Genomic DNA, 17,213 nt, shown 5'->3' with positions numbered 1-17,213 from the left:
ACCATGAGCACCAGGGACTTTTTTAAGAACTCCGTTTTGGAGGCGTTTGGCCAGGTCGACCCTGCCAAGATTGGTCTTTCGCTGCTCGTGGCGCTCGCCATGGGCATCCTGATCTATTACGTGTACAAGCGCTTTTTTACCGGCGTGGTGTATTCGCGCAGTTTTGCCGTGACGCTCGTGGGCATGTGCGTGCTCACCTGCATGGTCACGCTCGCGATCTCGACGAACGTGGTCATCTCGCTCGGTATGGTCGGTGCTCTGTCCATCGTTCGTTACCGTACGGCGGTCAAGGACCCGCTCGACCTGCTGTATCTGTTTTGGGCCATTACGACGGGCATTACGGCCGGCGCCGGCATGTATGCGCTCGTGGGGCTCACGGCCGTGGTGATCGTGGTGATGATCGCTGGCTTTGCGAGCCACCAGGACAAGGCGCGCGTGTACATGATGGTCATTCACTACACGGGTCAGACCACCGGCGATGATATCGTGCGCGCATTTGGGCGCACTAAGTTTTCCGTCAAGTCCAAGACGATGCGCGGCGACAAGGTGGAGATGGCCGTCGAGGTGTTCTCGGACGGTGTGGATATGCCCTATGCCGATGCCATCCGCGCACTCGATGGCGTGGATGACCTGACGCTTATCCAATACAACGGCGAGTATCACGGGTGATTTTGTTCCGGCGTTCTAACGAACGCCGGACCGCTCGACGCTGCGCGGACATCTGCCGGGCGATCTGCCGCTCAAACCGTCGCTCGCGTACATAAAGTACGCGTCGCTCCTCTTTCGCGGCACCTCGCTACGGCAGCTGCCCGCTCGCTAGCTATCCTCAACCTGGAAAGCTTATTTGGTTCGGTTTTAATTAAGGGATGGTGCCGCGTGGACGTGCAACAGCTAGAAGAGGCCTGGGCTATAAGGGCTGGTGCGCGTGAGGCGCGTCTTGTTGCGGCCTCGCATGTGCCGGCGGCGCTGTCTCTGTTGGGGATTGTGCGTCCTGGTGACCGCCTGGTGGCCTTTGCGGACGACTTTGCCGATGCGTTTGCGCGCGGCTTTGATGCCTGCGACGTTGTGCTCGTGGGGGAGCCGTCGGTTGCGGCGTTTACCGCCGCGTCCGAGGGCTTGGATGCTTCGTTTGATGCCGAGGGTCCGCACCTGTGGTGGTTCGTCAACTCCATCGGCGGGTTTGGTCTGCGCGTGCCCGATCTGCGTGCGCTGGGTCGGGCGGCGCGTGAGGCCCGTGCGCTGCTTGTGGTGGATAACACCGTGGCAAGCGTCTTTGGGTGCGATCCGCTGCGTTTGGGTGCCGTCCTGTCGCTCGAGGCGCTCGATCGCGTGTGCGCCGGCAAAGCTCCGCGCAAGCTCGTTGCCGCTTCGGTGGCGCGCTCGCAACTCAAGCGCCATCGTGTGGATGCCGCTGCCGAGTGTGCGCATGCGTTGTTTGCTGGTTGCGGTGCGTTGGCACTCGACCTGTCTGTCGATGAGGCCGACGTGCTGGAATGCGGGCTGTCCTCGCACGACGCCCGCATGCAGGCGCATTTCGACCGCGCCCGTGCGCTGGCCGAGTACCTGGCCGCCAACGAAATGGTGCGCAACGTGCGCTATCCCGGGCTGAGCTCGCATCCCGATCATGCTATTGCGACGGGAATCCTCGAGCATGGCTTTGGTCCGGCAGTTGAATTTGACCTTATCGAGCTTAGCGCGGGCGAGCTCTTCGACGCTTTGCCCGACGAGTTCCGCATATCGCCCGCCGGCGGCGCAACGACGCGCCTTTCGGCCCCACGCGGCAAGCAGGGGAGCACCGTCCGCCTCTTCGCCGGCACCGACAATCCCTTGATAGTTGCGGCCACCCTGGACAACGCCCTCCGTAAGTAGCTACTTTTTGGTGATGCTGGCGATGAGGTCGTTGGCCTTTGCGGCAATTACTTGGTTGATGTCGGCCTGCAGCTCCTCGTAGACCGCTATGGCTCGCTCGCCGGCGGGGGTGAGGCTGGACCCGCGGGCGCCGTCGCGCTCGATGAGCTTGCAGCCCAGCTGTCCTTCCGCCTCGTTCACAATGCGCCAGGCCTTGGAATACGCCATGCCCATGCTCTTGGCGGCGCGGTTGAGCGAGTGCTCGCGGGCAATACCCTGCAGCAGCAAGACGCAGCCGTGGCCGAACACGCCCGGCAGATCCTTGTCGCACGCTTGAATGACCAACTTTGCCGTCGTCTTGTACTCCATGTGCTCCACGTCTCCCCGCTAAAGTGTTTGCTGGGCAAACGCAAAGCCTGCGTCAAACCCTCGTGTGCTCTTCTTAAATCATGCATTGTAGCAGTCAAAGTGCGTTAAGATACTTCCCCAGTATTGGGCGCCCAAGGTTGGGCTGGGTCCTACGAGGCCTGCAGCCGACCGGTCGCATGGAAAAAGGAGAAACATGGCTACGTTCTTTCCCGGTGAGTCCCACACGTTTTCGGAGTATCTGCTGGTCCCTGGTTACTCGTCCTCGCAGTGCATCCCCAACAACGTCTCTCTTAAGACGCCGCTAACCCGCTTTAAGCGCGGTGAGAAGCCGGCAATCACCCTGAACATCCCCATGGTTTCCGCCATCATGCAGTCCGTCTCGGGCGTCGACATGGGTGTCGCGCTCGCTACCGAGGGTGGCCTGTCCTTCATTTACGGTTCCCAGAGCGCCGAGTCCGAGGCCGCTATGGTCAAGGCCGTCAAGGATCACAAGGCCGGCTTCGTTCAGTCCGATTCCACGCTGACCCCCGACATGACCATGGAGCAGGTCATTGAGCTCAAGGAGAAGACCGGTCACTCCACCATGCCGGTTACCGACGACGGCACTCCCAAGGGTAAGCTGCTGGGCATCGTCACCAGCCGTGACTATCGCCCCAGTCGCGATGACCACCAGACGAAGGTCTCCGAGTTCATGACCCCGCGTGAGCAGCTCATCGTGGGCGACAAGAACATCAGCCTCAAGGTTGCCAACGACGTCATCTGGGACAACAAGCTCAACGCTCTGCCTATCGTCGACGACAACGATCACCTCATGGGCATCGTCTTCCGCAAGGACTACGACAGCCACAAGACCAACCCCAACGAGCTGCTCGATGGCGACAAGCGCTACATGGTTGGCGCCGGTATCAACACCCGCGACTATGCCGAGCGCGTGCCGCTGCTCATCGAGGCCGGCGCCGATGTCCTGTGCATCGACTCTTCCGAGGGCTTCAGCGAGTGGCAGAAGCGCACCATCGAGTGGATCCGCGCCAACTACGGCGAGGACGTCAAGGTCGGTGCCGGTAACGTCGTCGACGCCGAGGGCTTCCGCTTTCTGGCCGACTGCGGTGCCGACTTCATCAAGGTCGGTATCGGCGGCGGTTCCATCTGCATTACCCGCGAGACCAAGGGTATCGGTCGCGGCCAGGCCACCGCGCTGATCGACGTCTGCCGCGCTCGCGACGAGTACTACGAGGAGACCGGTGTCTACGTGCCCGTGTGCTCCGACGGCGGCATCGTCTACGACTACCACATGACGCTCGCCCTTGCCATGGGTGCCGACTTTATGATGCTGGGTCGCTACTTCGCCCGCTTCGACGAGAGCCCGACCGAGCGCGTCAACGTGAACGGTCAGTACATGAAGGAGTACTGGGGCGAGGGTTCTGCACGTGCCCGCAACTGGCAGCGCTACGACCTGGGCGGCGCCGCGAAGCTCAGCTTCGTCGAGGGCGTTGACTCCTACGTTCCCTACGCAGGTTCCCTCAAGGACGGCGTGGGCGGCACGCTCTACAAGGTCAAGTCCACGATGTGCAATTGCGGTGCCCTCTCGATCCCCGAGCTCCAGGAAAAGGCACGCCTGACCCTGGTCAGCTCCACCTCCATCGTCGAAGGCGGCGCCCACGACGTTGTCGTCAAGGACTCCCAGCAGTCTGTGTCTTATCGATAAGCGGCTTTCCCAGGCACCGCATCTTGCCGTTCAAACCGTCGCTTGCGTACCTAAGTACGCGGCGCTCCTCTTTCACGGCAACCTGCGGCACCTGGAAAACCCGTTGTTTCTAGAACGGGTTGCACATAAAGGTTGAGTATCAACCACGTTATTTAGATAAAGCGAGATGCCTGCAAGTCGCAGGCATCTCGCTTGTCGTATTTGCTATCATCATGCGAGTTAACGATGTGGCGGGGCGTTCTTACCTTTGCTCGCTGCAAGTTCCGCACGAGCCGAAGAGCACTTAATGTGCTCTTCGTGCGAGCAGGACTGTCCGCAGCAGCGAGTAAAGGCAAGAACGCCCCGCCCCAACCCAGCTAACAAAGGAGCTGATATGTGCGATTGCACAGATCATAAGGATGAGATCCCTGCCTACGACGCGCAGGCCATTGAGTCCCGGTGGATGAAGGCCTGGGAGGACTCCAACCTCTTTGCCGTCGACACCGACGCCAGCAAGCCCAAGAAGTACGTGCTCGAGATGTTCCCGTATCCGTCGGGCGACCTGCACATGGGCCACGCGCGCAACTATACCATCGGCGATGCCATGGCCCGTCAGGCCCGCATGCGCGGCTACGATGTGCTGCACCCCATCGGCTTTGACGCCTTTGGCCTGCCTGCCGAGAACGCCGCCATCAAGCACAACACGCAGGCTGCCGCCTGGACGTATAAGAACATGGACCAGGCGCTCGCCACGATGAAGCGCATGGGCTTCTCCTACGATCTGGATCGCATGGTCAAGACCTGCAGCTCCGATTATTACCGTTGGGGTCAGTGGATCTTTGAGAAGTTGTGGGAAAAGGGCCTGGTCTACCGCAAGAAGAACCCGGTCAACTGGTGCCCCACCTGCAAGACCGTTCTGGCCAACGAGCAGGTCACCGAGGGCAAGTGCTGGCGCTGCGGCACCGAGCCCGAGAAGCGCGACCTTGAGCAGTGGTACTTCAAGATTACCGATTACTCCCAGGAGCTGCTCGACGACCTGGAGAAGCTCCCCGGCTGGCCCGAGCGCGTCAAGCAGATGCAGGCCAACTGGATCGGTCGCTCCGAGGGCGCCGAGGTCGACTTTACCCTGTGCGACAAGGATGGCGAGCCCATCGAGGGCGACGAGGGCAAGATCACCGTCTTCACCACGCGTGCCGATACGCTCTTCGGTGTCTCCTTCTTTGTCCTGGCCCCCGAGTACGCTCGTCTGCACGAGCTCGTCGAGGGTACGGAGTACGAGGAGGCCGTGACCAAGATCGTCGAGGACTCCAAGCATATCTCCGCCGTCGAGCGTGCCCAGGGCACCCTCGAGAAGCACGGTGCCTTCACGGGCCGCTATGTGGTAAACCCCGTCAACGGCGAGAAGGTCCCTGTGTGGGTTGCCGATTATGTCGTTGCCGACTATGGCACCGGTGCCGTCATGGCCGTTCCCTGCGGCGACCAGCGCGACTTTGAGTTCGCCCGCAAGTACGACCTGCCGATCGTGCCGATCATCCTGGACGATGACGACCGCGCTGCCGTCGAGGCCAACGGCGAGACCATCGATACCTTCCATGCCGAGACCGTCGACTGGGATTGCGCCCACGCTGCCGAGGGCACGCTCGTCCAGTCCGGCAAGTACACCGGTATGCGCGGCGGCAAGCACTCCGAGGGCGAGGCTGCAATCGTTGCTGACCTCGAGGCCATGGGCTGCGGTCGTCGTAAGGTCGAGTTCCGTCTGCGCGACTGGCTCATTTCCCGCCAGCGCTATTGGGGCAACCCCATCCCGGCCATCCACTGCGAGCACTGCGGCATCGTGCCCGTGCCCGAGGACCAGCTGCCGGTAACGCTGCCCGAGAACCTGGACCTGGGCGCCGGCGAGACCCTCGCCGAGTGCAAGGAGTTCTACGAGACCACCTGCCCGGTCTGCGGCCGCCCGGCCAAGCGCGAGACCGATACCATGGACACCTTCACTTGCTCCAGCTGGTATTACCTGCGCTATACCGACCCGCACAACACCGAGCTGCCTTTCTCCCGCGAGGCCGCCGACCGTTGGATGCCCGTCGATAACTACATCGGCGGCATCGAGCACGCCATTCTGCACCTGCTCTACAGCCGCTTCTTTACCAAGGCACTGCGCGACCTGGGCCTGCTGAGTGTGGACGAGCCCTTCACCAACCTGCTGTGCCAGGGAATGGTCAAGGACGAGAACGGCGACACCATGTCCAAGTCCAAGGGCAATGTCGTGCCCCCGAGCTCGGTCATTGAGCCCTACGGCGCCGACACCATGCGTCTGGCGATCCTGTTTATCGCCCCGCCCGAGAAGGACTTCGACTGGGATCCCAAGGCCGTCGAGGGCGCTAACCGCTTCATCAAGCGCGCCTGGCGTATCGTGTGGCAGCTCGTCCAGTCGGGTGACGCCAACGTGGCCTTTGACAAGTCCGCGCTCGACGAGGTCGCGATGAAGCTCTACCGTGAGCGCCATCGCACCATCGCCAAGTGCACCGAGGACTTCGACCGCGGTCAGTTCAACACCGCGATCTCGGCCGTCATGGAGCTCGTCAACGCGGCGAGCGCCTACCTCAACGCCACCGAGGGCGCTGACCGCGACAAGGCCCTGTGCTACGGCGTGGCCAAGGACATCGTGAGCGTCCTTGCCCCCATCTGCCCGTTCTGGGCCGACGAGCTGTGGCACGAGGCACTCGGTTGCGAGGGCAACGCCTACACCGCCGCCTGGCCCGAGTTCGACCTGGCCGAGTCCATCGAGGACACGGTGCAGATCGTCGTACAGGTGCTCGGCAAGGTCCGTGGCCGCATTGACGTCGCCCGCGATGCCTCCAATGAGGATATGCAGGCTGCCGCCGAGGCCGCCGTCGCCAAGTGGCTCGAGGGCAAGACGGTCGTCAAGGCCATCTGCGTGCCCGGCAAGCTGGTCAACCTGGTGGTCAAGTAAGCGCTGTGCGCATAGCTGACATGCAATAAACGAGGGGCGATCCGGTTGGGTCGTCCCTCGTTTTGCATGTACCTGCCCTGATGTCTTCGGTCAATTGTCCTATTCTTATGGAGAAGCTGTGCGCACGCTGACCTGCAGATTCGTACTGTGCTTGCACGTTTCTGCAGCTATTGGTATAGTTTGCTTGCAAATGAAGTTGTAATTGAAAGAAGTGGGGTTTCGGCCCCGCTTCTTTTTTGTATGGATGGAGGTGCCGCAATGGTCAAGACCAAGACCGAGCAGGCGATCATCGACGCGCTCGAGGCCGTCGCTCCCCAGCACGATGTCGACATCGTCGACGTCGAGCTCGTGGGTGCCACCAAGGCCCCCTGCGTGCGCGTGCGTATCGAGGGTGCCGAGGGTCAGAGCCTGTCGCTCAACGACGTCACGGCCAACACTAAGTGGGTCGGCGATGTGATTGAGGAGCTCGACCCCATCTCTTCGAGCTATACGCTCGAGGTGTCGAGCCCGGGCATGGCGCGCCCGCTGCGCCGCCCGTGCGACTTTGCCCGCTTTGTGGGCGAGAACTGCGAGCTCACCTCCACCGCCACCGAGGGCCGTCGCAAGTACGCCGGCAAGATTGCCGCTGCCACCGAGACGAACGTGACCCTCGAGCTCGAGGACGGCGAGTCCGTCACCCTCGATTTCTCTGATGTTAAAAAGTGCAAGTTGAAGCCCACCTATGACTTCAAGCCCGCGAAGGAAGGAAAGTAAGATGGCAGCATCCGACATGATGTCCGCCCTGATGGAGCTTTGCCAGGAGAAGCACATCGACCAGCTCTACCTGATCGACCGCCTGGAGCAGTCGCTCGCCAAGAGCTATGCCGAGATCCTGCATCTTGAGTGGGGCGCCAAGGTGACCATCGATCGCACCACCGGCAAGATCTACGTCTACCGTCTGGAGCCGATCGACGATTCCATGGACGAGGAGGGCAACTTCACCGAGTTCGAGGAGATCGACGTCACTCCTAAGAACACGAGCCGTATCGCCGCCCAGCACGCCAAGGCCGAGATCAACGCAATCGTACGCAACTCCGCCCGCGAGCAGATCTACGAGGAGTTCTCCGGCCGCATCGGTGACCTCATCAGCGGTACCGTGCTGCAGTCCACGCCCGACTTCACGATCGTCAAGATTCGCGAGGGCGTCGAGGCCGAGCTTCCGCACTTCGACCAGCGCCGTTACGAGAACGAGCGCAACGAGCGTCCGATGGGCGAGCGCTACCTGCACAACCAGCATATCAAGGCCGTGATCATCGACGTTCGCGACCCCAACTCCAACTTGCAGCCGGTCCGTGGCGAGCACAGCCGCCCGCCGATTGTCATCTCCCGTACCCACCCCGAGCTCATGCGTCGTCTGTTTGAGCAGGAGGTGCCCGAGATCTATGAGGGCACCGTCCAGATCAAGTCGATCGCCCGCGAGCCCGGTCAGCGCTCTAAGGTCGCCGTCCACTCGCTCGACGATCGCCTGGATCCCGTGGGCGCCTGCGTCGGCCCTAAGGGCAGCCGTGTTCGCGCCGTCGTGGGCGAGCTCCGTGGCGAGCGCGTCGACGTCATCCTGTGGGATGCCGATCCGGCCGTCTACGTCGCCAACGCCCTGTCGCCTGCCAAGGTCACCCGCGTCCTTATCGACGAGGAGAAGGCCTACGCCGGCGTCATCGTGCCCGATGACCAGCTGTCCCTCGCCATCGGCAAGGAGGGCCAGAATGCCCGCCTCGCCGCGCGCCTGACCGGCTGGCACATCGACATTAAGTCCGAGACCCTTGCCGCCGACATCCTCAAGAATGTTCCCGTTCACGAGGAGCCCGCCGCCGACCTGATCGGTGACGAGGAGGACGAGGACGTCCGTCGCTGCGAGTTCGTGTCCGAGGACGGCATCCAGTGCCGCAACCAGGCCCGTCCCGGCTCCCGTTTCTGCGGTGTCCACGATACCGACGCCTTCGATGATGCGGAGGACCTGATCTAGCGCGCGGTCGCGCCGGGCGGGTCCCAGCGCATATCCCACGCTCGTTCAGTCTCTAGGCACCCAAGGTGCCAGAAAGGGTAGGTGAAGTCATATGGCAAAAGTCCGTGTGTCCACCCTGGCCAAAGAGTTCGGCATGACCTCCAAGGAACTGATGGGTCATCTCGCCGAAATGAAGATTCCCGCTAAGTCCGCTTCCTCCGCTCTGGAGGACGCATACGTCGCCATGGTCCGCAAGCAGCTCGCCTCGGTGATCGAGGCCCGCGCCCAGGAAGTCGAGGCCGCCAAGCTGGCCGAGGAGCAGGCCGCTGCCGCCGAGGAGGCAGCACGCGCTGCCGAGGCAGAGCGCGAGCGCATCGCCGCCGAGAAGGCACGCGAGGAGGAGCGCCGCCAGTTCGCCGCTGCCCAGGCTGCCGAGGAGGCCGCCCGCGCCGAGGCCGAGGCTAAGAAGAAGGCCGAGCAGGAGCGCCTTGCCCGCGAGAAGGAGGAGGCTGCCCGCGAGGCCCAGCGCCGCGCCGTTCCCGCTTCCGACTCCGGTTCGCGTTTCCGCTCTCTGCTCGACCAGATCGCCGCACAGGAGACCGTGCTCAAGGAGAAGAAGGACGCTGAGGAGAAGGCCAAGGCCGAGCGCGCTGCCGAGCGCGGCAACCGTCGTGGCGGCAACAACGACCGTCGCGGCGGCCGTCGTAACGATCGCAACGCCTCCGACAGCAACTCCGAGCGCAACGCATCCGAGAGCCGTCCCCACAGCCATCGCACCAACGCCAGCAACAACGTCGCTGCCGGTATGGACTTCCCCAACCCCGATAAGCAGGGCAAGGGCAAGAAGCGCAAGGGCGGTCACAACAACGAAGAGGACCACTACAGCCGCATGGCTCGCGAGGCCGAGGAGTACAGCCGCGAGAAGGTGCTCGAGGAGGCTCGTGCCGCCGTCGAGGAGGCCTCTCGCGAGTCCACTGGTCGCCGCAAAAAGCGCAAGGAGAAGCGCGAGCGCGAGGCCGCAAAGGCTCAGGAAGAGCGCAAGATTGAGGAGGCGCTGGCCCAGGGCGTGAACCCCGAGGACCTCGACGCCATCAAGGTCTCCCAGGGCGTTACCGTCCAGGAGCTCGCCGAGGCGCTCGACGTTCCGGCCAACGACATCATCAAGCGCCTGTTCCTGCTGGGCACGCCGCTTACCATGACACAGTCCATGTCCGATGACCTCGTCGAGCTCGTTGCCGACGACCTGGGTCGCCAGATCAAGATCATCACCCCCGAGGAGGAGAACACCTTCTCGTTCTACGACGACCCCGCCGATCTTAAACCGCGTGCCCCGGTCGTCACCGTCATGGGCCACGTCGACCACGGCAAGACGTCGCTGCTCGACGCCATCCGTCACACCGGCGTTGCTGCCGGCGAGGCGGGCGGCATTACGCAGGCCATCGGCGCTTCGCAGGTCATGATCAACGACCGTAAGATCACCTTCATCGATACCCCCGGTCACGCCACCTTTACGGCCATGCGTGCCCGCGGCGCCAAGGTGACCGACATCGTCATCCTGATCGTGGCTGCCGACGACGGCGTCATGCCCCAGACCATCGAGTCGATCAACCACGCCAAGGCTGCCGGCGTTCCCATCGTCGTCGCCGTCAACAAGATCGATAAGCCGGGTGCCAACCCCGACCGCGTGCGCCAGGAGCTCACCGAGTACGGCATCATCCCCGAGGAGTGGGGCGGACAGAACATGTTCGTCAACATCTCGGCCAAGCAGAAGATCGGTATCGATGACCTGCTCGAGACCGTGCTGCTCCAGGCCGACGTGCTCGAGCTCAAGGCCAACCCTGATACCTTTGCTTCGGGCAACGTCCTCGAGGCTAAGCTCGACAAGGGCCGCGGCTCGGTTGCCACCGTGCTCGTGACCCGCGGTACCCTGCACGTGGGCGACACGCTGGTCGCCGGCCTCACCTACGGCCGCGTCCGCGCCATGCTCGACCCCAAGGGCAACGCCGTCACCGAGGCCGGTCCTTCCGACGCCGTCGAGATCTTGGGCCTGCAGTCCGTCCCCAACGCCGGCGATGAGTTCCGCGTGTTCGAGGACGAGCGCGAGGCACGTGCGCTGGCCGACGAGCGTTCGCTCAAGGCCCGTATCGAGGAGCAGAGCCGCGTGAAGCACGTGACGCTCGAGAACCTCTTCGAGACCATCGCCGACGCCGAGGTCAAGGAGCTCAACCTGATCATCAAGGCCGACGTCCAGGGTTCCATCGAGGCCCTTCAGGACTCCCTCGACAAGATGGATCAGTCCGAGGTGCGCATCAACACGATTCACTCCGCGGTCGGTGCCATCAACGAGACCGACGTCGTCCTGGCCGACGCTTCCAACGCCATCATCATCGGCTTTGGCGTCCGTCCCGACGGCAAGGCCCGCTCCGCCGCCGAGCGCGAGGGCGTCGAGATCCGTTGCTACGACGTCATCTACAAGTGCCTCGAGGACCTCGACGCTGCCCGCATCGGTATGCTCAAGCCCACCGAGGTCGAGGTCTCCACGGGTACTGCGACCGTCCTGGATACCTTCAAGGTGCCCAAGGTTGGTATCGCCGCCGGTGTCCGCGTCGAAGAGGGCGAGATCGCCGCAACCGATTCTGTGCGCCTGGTGCGCGACGGCATCGTGGTCTTCAACGGTAAAATCGCCTCGATGCGCCACTACAAGGACGAGGCCAGGAGCCTCAAGAGCGGCTCCGAGGGCGGTATTGGCCTGGAGAACTTCCAGGACATCAAGCCTGGCGACACCATTGAGGGCTACCGCATCGACCAGGTTGCCCGTACCGAGTAGGGGGTAGCGCTATGAAGCAAACGCAGGCAACCCGCCGTCTGGGCGAGCAGCTTCGCGAGAAGCTCGGTTATATCCTGCTCTTTGAGGTTTCCGATCCGCGTCTCGACCTGGTCACCCTGACCGCGGTCGAGGTCGCGGTGGACCGTTCGTTCGCGCGCGTGTACGTGTCGTGCGACGCGAGCCGCTACGACGAGGTCATGGAGGCGCTTGCCAGCGCCAAGGGCCGCATCCGTAGCCTGTTGGCCCGCTCGCTCGATTGGCGCGTCACGCCCGAGCTCGATTTTCGCATCGATCGCTCGACCGATGAGGCCGAGCGCATCACGCGTGCGCTGGAAAACGTTCCCGCCACGCTTGCGATCGAAAAGGATGAGGACGGCTATCCAATAGCGGATGCCGCCCAGGAGGCAGCTTTAGATGAGTAATTCCGCCGACCTCGCATCGTGCGAGTCTGCAGATATTCAGCGACGCATCCTCGAGCTCATCGAGGGTGCGTCCTCCATTGCGATTTCGGGACATACGTCTCCCGATGGTGACGCCCTGGGCTCCGTGCTGGGTCTGGGCTTATCGCTCATGAAGTTTTTCCCCAACAAGGACATTGCCCTGCTGCTGGCAGACGATGATCCGGTTCCGCGCATCTACCGCTTTATGGAGGGCGCCGACCGTCTGGTGCCGGCATCTGCGTATACCGGCAATCCGGATCTGTTCATCTCGGTGGACGTGCCGGTCGTCGAGCGTCTGAACAACTCCGCCGAGGTGCTCCGCCGCTCGTCGCATGTGGTGTGTTTCGATCACCATCCGGCGCGCGAGGAATTTGCCGAGCTGAGCCTGAGGTGCGTCGGCGCCGCGGCCTGCGCCATGATCATCGACCGCTTTTTGGACAATTGCGGCATTGTGGCTCGCAACGGTGTCGCGACCTGCCTGCTGTGCGGCCTGGTGACCGATACCGGTCGTTTTCAGTACCAAAACGCCGATGCTGCTGCGTTCCATGCCGCCTCGCGCCTGGTCGCGCACGGTGCCGATCCGGCGCGCGTCGCGCTCGAGGTCTACCAGAGCATGCGCGTAGAGTTCTTGCATCTCAAGTCCATCGTTATGGGTCGTATCAAGACCGTGGCGCACGGTCGCGTGGCATATAGTTATGCGTACCAGAGCGACCTCGAGGCCTGCGGTGTCACCTCGGATGAGTGCGACGGTCTGGTCGATGTGGTGCGTTCGGTGATGGGCGTTGAGGTCTGCCTGTTCCTAAAGGGCATCGAGGGCGATACCAAGGTGCGCGGCAACCTGCGCTCCAAGGGTGACCTCGATGTGTCCGAGATTGCTGCCAACTTTGGCGGTGGCGGGCATCATGCCGCCGCCGGCTTTTCCAACAACGGAACGATTCGCGAGACGCTCGCCGTGGCACTTCCCATGCTGGCCGAGCTGGTGGGGGAGGATCCCGCTTCGGTGACCGTCGAGCTCTAACTTTTTGGATGGTACATGGCTCGTCGTACGCCTTCTCAATTGAATATGCTGCTCGCCGTCGATAAGCCGGTGGGCTGCACGTCCCACGACGTGGTATCGCAGTGCCGGCGCGCCCTCCATGAGCGACGCGTCGGCCATGCCGGTACGCTCGACCCCATGGCCTCGGGTGTCATGGTGGTGGGCGTGGGCCAGGCGACCCGTCTGCTGGGCATGCTAACCCTCGATACCAAAAGTTATGTTGCCGACATTTCGTTTGGTGTCGAGACCAATACCGATGACGCGGAGGGCGAGGCCGTCCGCACGGTGTCCGTTGCCCCCGAGCTGCGCGATCTCGCTTACGCCCGTGAGCAGCTGGCCGCTATGCTTGGCCCGCAGATGCAGGTGCCGCCAGCGTTTTCGGCCATCTCGGTTAATGGCGTTCGCGCCTATAAGAGTGCTCGCGAGGGCAATGCGGTTGAGTTGCCCCCGCGCCCCGTCGAGGTCTATGCCGCCGACCTGATCGCCGTGGGCGGCGAGGGCGATACGTGCGTCTGGACCGTGGCGTTTTCGGTAAGCAAAGGCACCTACATTCGCGCGCTCGCTCGCGATCTGGGTCGTGCCTGCGATAGCGCTGCGCATATTTCCGCGCTGCGCCGTACGGCCTCCGGCGTGGTTTCCATTGGCGCCTGTCATGCGGTAGAGGAGCTCTCTGCCGAGACCGCTGCCGGTTTCGCTCTGGATCCCATCGCCGCCCTAGGTGCCACGCGTGTCGATTTGCCGGGTAATCTTGCAGACGACCTGCTTTGTGGCCGCCGCATTCCCGTTGAACGCGCGCTTGCGGACTTCGATACGGCGAAGGCGCCGTTCGCGCTCGTGCTCGATGGGGGATTGAAGGCGCTTGCTCGTATCGAGGGCGGCCGCTTTGTGATGGAGCACGTCTTTCCGCAGGCGATCGGCGGTGTTCGATGATGCTGGCGCCCCACGAGCTCGCGCGTATCTTTTTCGCGGGTGAGTTGGATGAGGCCCGTATCGTTTCTGCCGATGCTTTTGATGGGTGCGAGTTCTTGGGTTCCGCGTCGATCGCTATTGGCGTGTTTGATGGCGTGCATCGTGGGCACCAAGAGCTGATCGAAGCGGTTATTCGCGATGCACATGATCACGGCAGCAAAGCGGTCGTGGTCACCTTCGATCCTGATCCGGACGTCGTGGTGAGTCCGTTGCCCGCCCAAAAATTGATGACGACGGCCGACCGCCTGCACGCTCTGGCTCAAACCAGGGTCGATGCGGTGGTGGCCGTTCCCTTTACGCCTGCCGTGGCGGCACTCGACCATGTCGGGTTTCTGGCGTTGTTGTCGCGCGTTGTCGACATTCGCTCCATTCGTGTAGGCAGCGACTTTAGGCTCGGCCGCGGCGGCGCTTCGGGCGTTGCCGAGATGCGCGCCTGGGGCACTGAGCGTGGGGTTGACGTTTACGGTCACGACCTGCTCTGCGTTAACGGGCAGACCATCTGCGCCACGCGTATCCGCCATGAGCTGGGTCAGGGTCATGTGGAGCTGGCCGCAGAGCTTCTCGGCCGTCCCTATATGCTGCGCGGCGTTGTGGCGGCTGGCCGTCACGAGGGCTCCGACATGGGCTTTCCCACGGCAAACATCCAGGTGCCCGACGGCATCCAAGTGCCTGCCGATGGCGTCTATGAGGGTCTGGTGCTGGTCGACGATACCGTATGGCCTGCTGCCGTTAACGTCGGCCTGCCGCCGACCTATGCCGATGATGCCGCCTCGGCGCATCTCGAGGCCAACTTGATCGGCTATGCGGGCGACCTGTATGGCGCCTCGGTGTCGCTGGCGTTTACGCGCTGGCTGCGTCCGTCTCGCGTGTTCGATTCCCTGGACGAGTTGATCGCGACCGTCGAGGGTAATATCGACGATATCCGTCATAACTTGGGTGAGCAGGGGGTGAGTATCCGTGATTAGCGATGAGGAAAAAGATCAGGTACGCGCGGCGTCAGACTTGGTTGCCATCGTGCAGGAAACGGTTGAGCTCAAGCCCCGCGGCCATGAGTTTTGGGGCTGCTGTCCGTTTCATGGCGAAAAGACCCCATCGTTTCACATTATCCCTGCTACGCAGGTGTGGCACTGCTTTGGCTGCGGCGAGGGCGGCGACGTCTTCACCTATATCATGAAGCGCGAGAACCTGAGTTTTCCCGAGTCGATCCGCTATTTGGCTGATCGTGCGGGCATTGAACTGCACGATACCGGTGCGCAGCGCGATCGCGGCACCAAGCGTGCCCGCATCTATGACCTGTGCGCCGAGACGGCCCAGTTCTACCACACCATGCTTATGCGCGGTAAGGACAGCCGTCCGCGCGAGTACTTTGCCAGCCGCGGTATGGGTGGCGATGTCTGTCGACGCTACTGCCTGGGTTTTGCGCCGGGTCGCAACGCGCTGGTTTCTCATCTGTCTCAAGCGGGCTTTACCCCGCAGGAGATGATTGACGCCAACGTGGCCGTGAGCCGTGGGCGCGGACAGCTCGCCGACCGTTTTTACGACCGTGTGATGTTTCCCATTTTTGACGAGCAGGGTCATAACATCGCTTTTGGCGGGCGCATCATGGGCGATGGTCAGCCTAAGTACCTCAACACCGCCGAGACGAGCGTGTTTCATAAAAAGCGAAACCTCTACGGCTTTAACTGGGCCAAGGAGTTTATCGTCGCGCAGGATACCGCCATCGTGGTGGAGGGCTATACCGACTGCATCGCCTGCTGGGAGGCGGGGATCAAAAACGTCGTCGCCACGCTGGGCACGGCGCTCACGGAGCATCACGTAAAGACGCTAACCCGCTTTGCCAAGCGCATTGTGTATATGTTCGATGGCGACGCCGCCGGTCAAAAGGCCGCTCGCCGCGCGATTCAGTTTATTGAACAGGATTCGATGGACTTGCGCTGCGTGGTGCTGCCCGACGGCAACGACCCCATGGAGTTCATCACGGCACATGGCGGCGAGGCACTTCAGGCGCGCATCGATGCCGCCGAGCCCCTCATGGACTTTGTGTACCGTTCGCTGCAGGAGTCGAGCGACATTACCACACCGGGCGGTCGCGCTAAAGCGCTCGAGGATGCGCTGACGCTCATCTATCCGCTGCGCAACAGCTATATGATCGACACGTACTTTATCCAGATTGCCGATCTGCTGGGTTTGGACCTGGAGACCGTGCGCGCGAGTTCGGGCCGTGTGTTTCGCGATGTCGCCAAGCGTGAGGATGCGGAGCGACGTCGTGAGCAGAGCTACGAGCGTCAACGCGCGCAAGCTGAGCGCGCGGGCATCGCGGGCGGTCGGACGTCTGGTTCGCAGGGGACGTCTCGCGGTGCCTGGGCCGCGGGTGCGACGCCGCCGGTGTCCGCACCGGTCGAGGAGGACCCGTACGACTACGTTCCGCTTGATGCCTATGGGGCCGCGCCCGTGGAGGTCGTCGACGATCTTCCGCCGATCGATGTGCCTGATGGTATGGGCGCTGCGCCCGCCGGTGCCCCGACAGACGCCTCGGCCCCTATGGTTCTTACCGATCTAGAGCGCAAGTCCTTGGCAGGGGAGCGCGAGCTGCTGACGATGCTCACGAGCTACCCCGACCTGTTCCGCACGTATGCCGACCGCATCTGCTCGATCGAGTGGGTGGATCCGCGCCACGAGTCCATCGCGTGGGCCGTGCTCGCGACGCCGCCGGGCACCGACCCTGCGGCTTGCATGGATGCGGCGCGCGCGGTGTGTCCCGAGGCAGCGTCGCTTGTCAGCGCCGGGCGCATTTCGTCGACGAGCAAGCACCCCACCGAGACGAACATCGTGTTTATGCTTGATACCCTTGAGCTCTACACCATCAAGCGCCGCATGCGCGCCGCACAGGCCAAGCTTCGCCAGGACCGGTCGCTCGACGATGAGGCACGCCGTGCGCTGACGATGCAGGCGATGCAAGATTCTCAGCGCCAGCGCGAGCTCCAAAAGTCGATCGGCGGCGTGGCAGACCCGTTCCGTTTGATCGGTTTGGAGACCGCGGACGCCGAGCAGGCCTAGATGTTGTGGTCAACCAGCGTATTCGCGCCTA

13 protein-coding genes are annotated in these 17,213 nt (G+C 62.8%); 12 read left to right on the top strand and 1 reads right to left on the bottom strand.

Translation table 11 applies throughout. The features are described from left to right. The first annotated feature begins 3 nt into the window (after positions 1-3). Positions 4-669 carry a DUF4956 domain-containing protein gene (locus OIL77_00145; protein ID HJI43839.1) on the top strand — a complete coding sequence of 222 codons (666 nt, stop codon included), beginning with the start codon at positions 4-6 and terminating at the stop codon, positions 667-669. A gap of 207 nt (positions 670-876) precedes the next feature. Next, positions 877-1,869: a PLP-dependent transferase gene (locus tag OIL77_00140; protein HJI43838.1), complete on the top strand. Its 993-nt coding sequence runs from the start codon at positions 877-879 to the stop codon at positions 1,867-1,869. On the opposite strand, the gene OIL77_00135 is transcribed toward OIL77_00140, so the two are convergent. Next, the gene (locus OIL77_00135) at positions 1,870-2,217 is read right to left on the bottom strand and encodes a LysR family transcriptional regulator (protein HJI43837.1); all 348 of its coding nucleotides are present in this window, start codon (positions 2,215-2,217) and stop codon (positions 1,870-1,872) included. A 193-nt stretch (positions 2,218-2,410) separates the two neighbouring features. On the opposite strand from OIL77_00135, the gene OIL77_00130 reads away from it, so the two are divergent. The 10 genes from OIL77_00130 (at position 2,411) to dnaG (ending at position 17,182) form a co-directional block, all read left to right on the top strand. Then, positions 2,411-3,922 carry an IMP dehydrogenase gene (locus OIL77_00130; GenBank protein ID HJI43836.1) on the top strand — a complete coding sequence of 504 codons (1,512 nt, stop codon included), beginning with the start codon at positions 2,411-2,413 and terminating at the stop codon, positions 3,920-3,922. 373 nt (positions 3,923-4,295) lie between these two features. Then, positions 4,296-6,872: a leucine--tRNA ligase gene (gene leuS / locus OIL77_00125; protein HJI43835.1), complete on the top strand. Its 2,577-nt coding sequence runs from the start codon at positions 4,296-4,298 to the stop codon at positions 6,870-6,872. A 258-nt stretch (positions 6,873-7,130) separates the two neighbouring features. Further along, positions 7,131-7,625, top strand: coding sequence for a ribosome maturation factor RimP (locus OIL77_00120; protein HJI43834.1), 495 nt, complete (start codon positions 7,131-7,133; stop codon positions 7,623-7,625). Position 7,626: 1 nt separating this feature from the next. Next, a complete protein-coding gene (gene nusA, locus OIL77_00115) occupies positions 7,627-8,874 on the top strand; it encodes a transcription termination factor NusA (protein ID HJI43833.1) in 1,248 nt (415 codons plus the stop codon). A gap of 91 nt (positions 8,875-8,965) precedes the next feature. Next, positions 8,966-11,680, top strand: coding sequence for a translation initiation factor IF-2 (gene infB / locus OIL77_00110; GenBank protein ID HJI43832.1), 2,715 nt, complete (start codon positions 8,966-8,968; stop codon positions 11,678-11,680). Between the two features lie 11 nt (positions 11,681-11,691). Then, positions 11,692-12,102 (top strand): 30S ribosome-binding factor RbfA, encoded by a 411-nt coding sequence (gene rbfA / locus OIL77_00105; GenBank protein ID HJI43831.1) that lies wholly within the window; start codon positions 11,692-11,694, stop codon positions 12,100-12,102. Beyond that, a complete protein-coding gene (locus OIL77_00100; GenBank protein ID HJI43830.1) occupies positions 12,095-13,138 on the top strand; it encodes a DHHA1 domain-containing protein in 1,044 nt (347 codons plus the stop codon). Before rbfA ends, OIL77_00100 begins: the two co-directional genes overlap by 8 nt. 15 nt (positions 13,139-13,153) lie before the next feature. Continuing rightward, entirely contained in the window at positions 13,154-14,086 is a 933-nt protein-coding gene (gene truB, locus OIL77_00095; protein HJI43829.1) for a tRNA pseudouridine(55) synthase TruB, read from the top strand. Continuing rightward, positions 14,086-15,090 carry a riboflavin biosynthesis protein RibF gene (gene ribF / locus OIL77_00090; GenBank protein ID HJI43828.1) on the top strand — a complete coding sequence of 335 codons (1,005 nt, stop codon included), beginning with the start codon at positions 14,086-14,088 and terminating at the stop codon, positions 15,088-15,090. The genes truB and ribF overlap by 1 nt, the downstream gene beginning before the upstream one ends. Next, the gene (gene dnaG, locus OIL77_00085) at positions 15,083-17,182 is read left to right on the top strand and encodes a DNA primase (GenBank protein ID HJI43827.1); all 2,100 of its coding nucleotides are present in this window, start codon (positions 15,083-15,085) and stop codon (positions 17,180-17,182) included. The genes ribF and dnaG overlap by 8 nt, the downstream gene beginning before the upstream one ends. The last annotated feature ends 31 nt before the right edge of the window (positions 17,183-17,213 follow it).

This window comes from Coriobacteriaceae bacterium (genome assembly GCA_025993015.1).
GTDB lineage: Bacteria > Actinomycetota > Coriobacteriia > Coriobacteriales > Coriobacteriaceae > Collinsella.
This window is presented reverse-complemented; position numbering and strand designations above follow the sequence as displayed.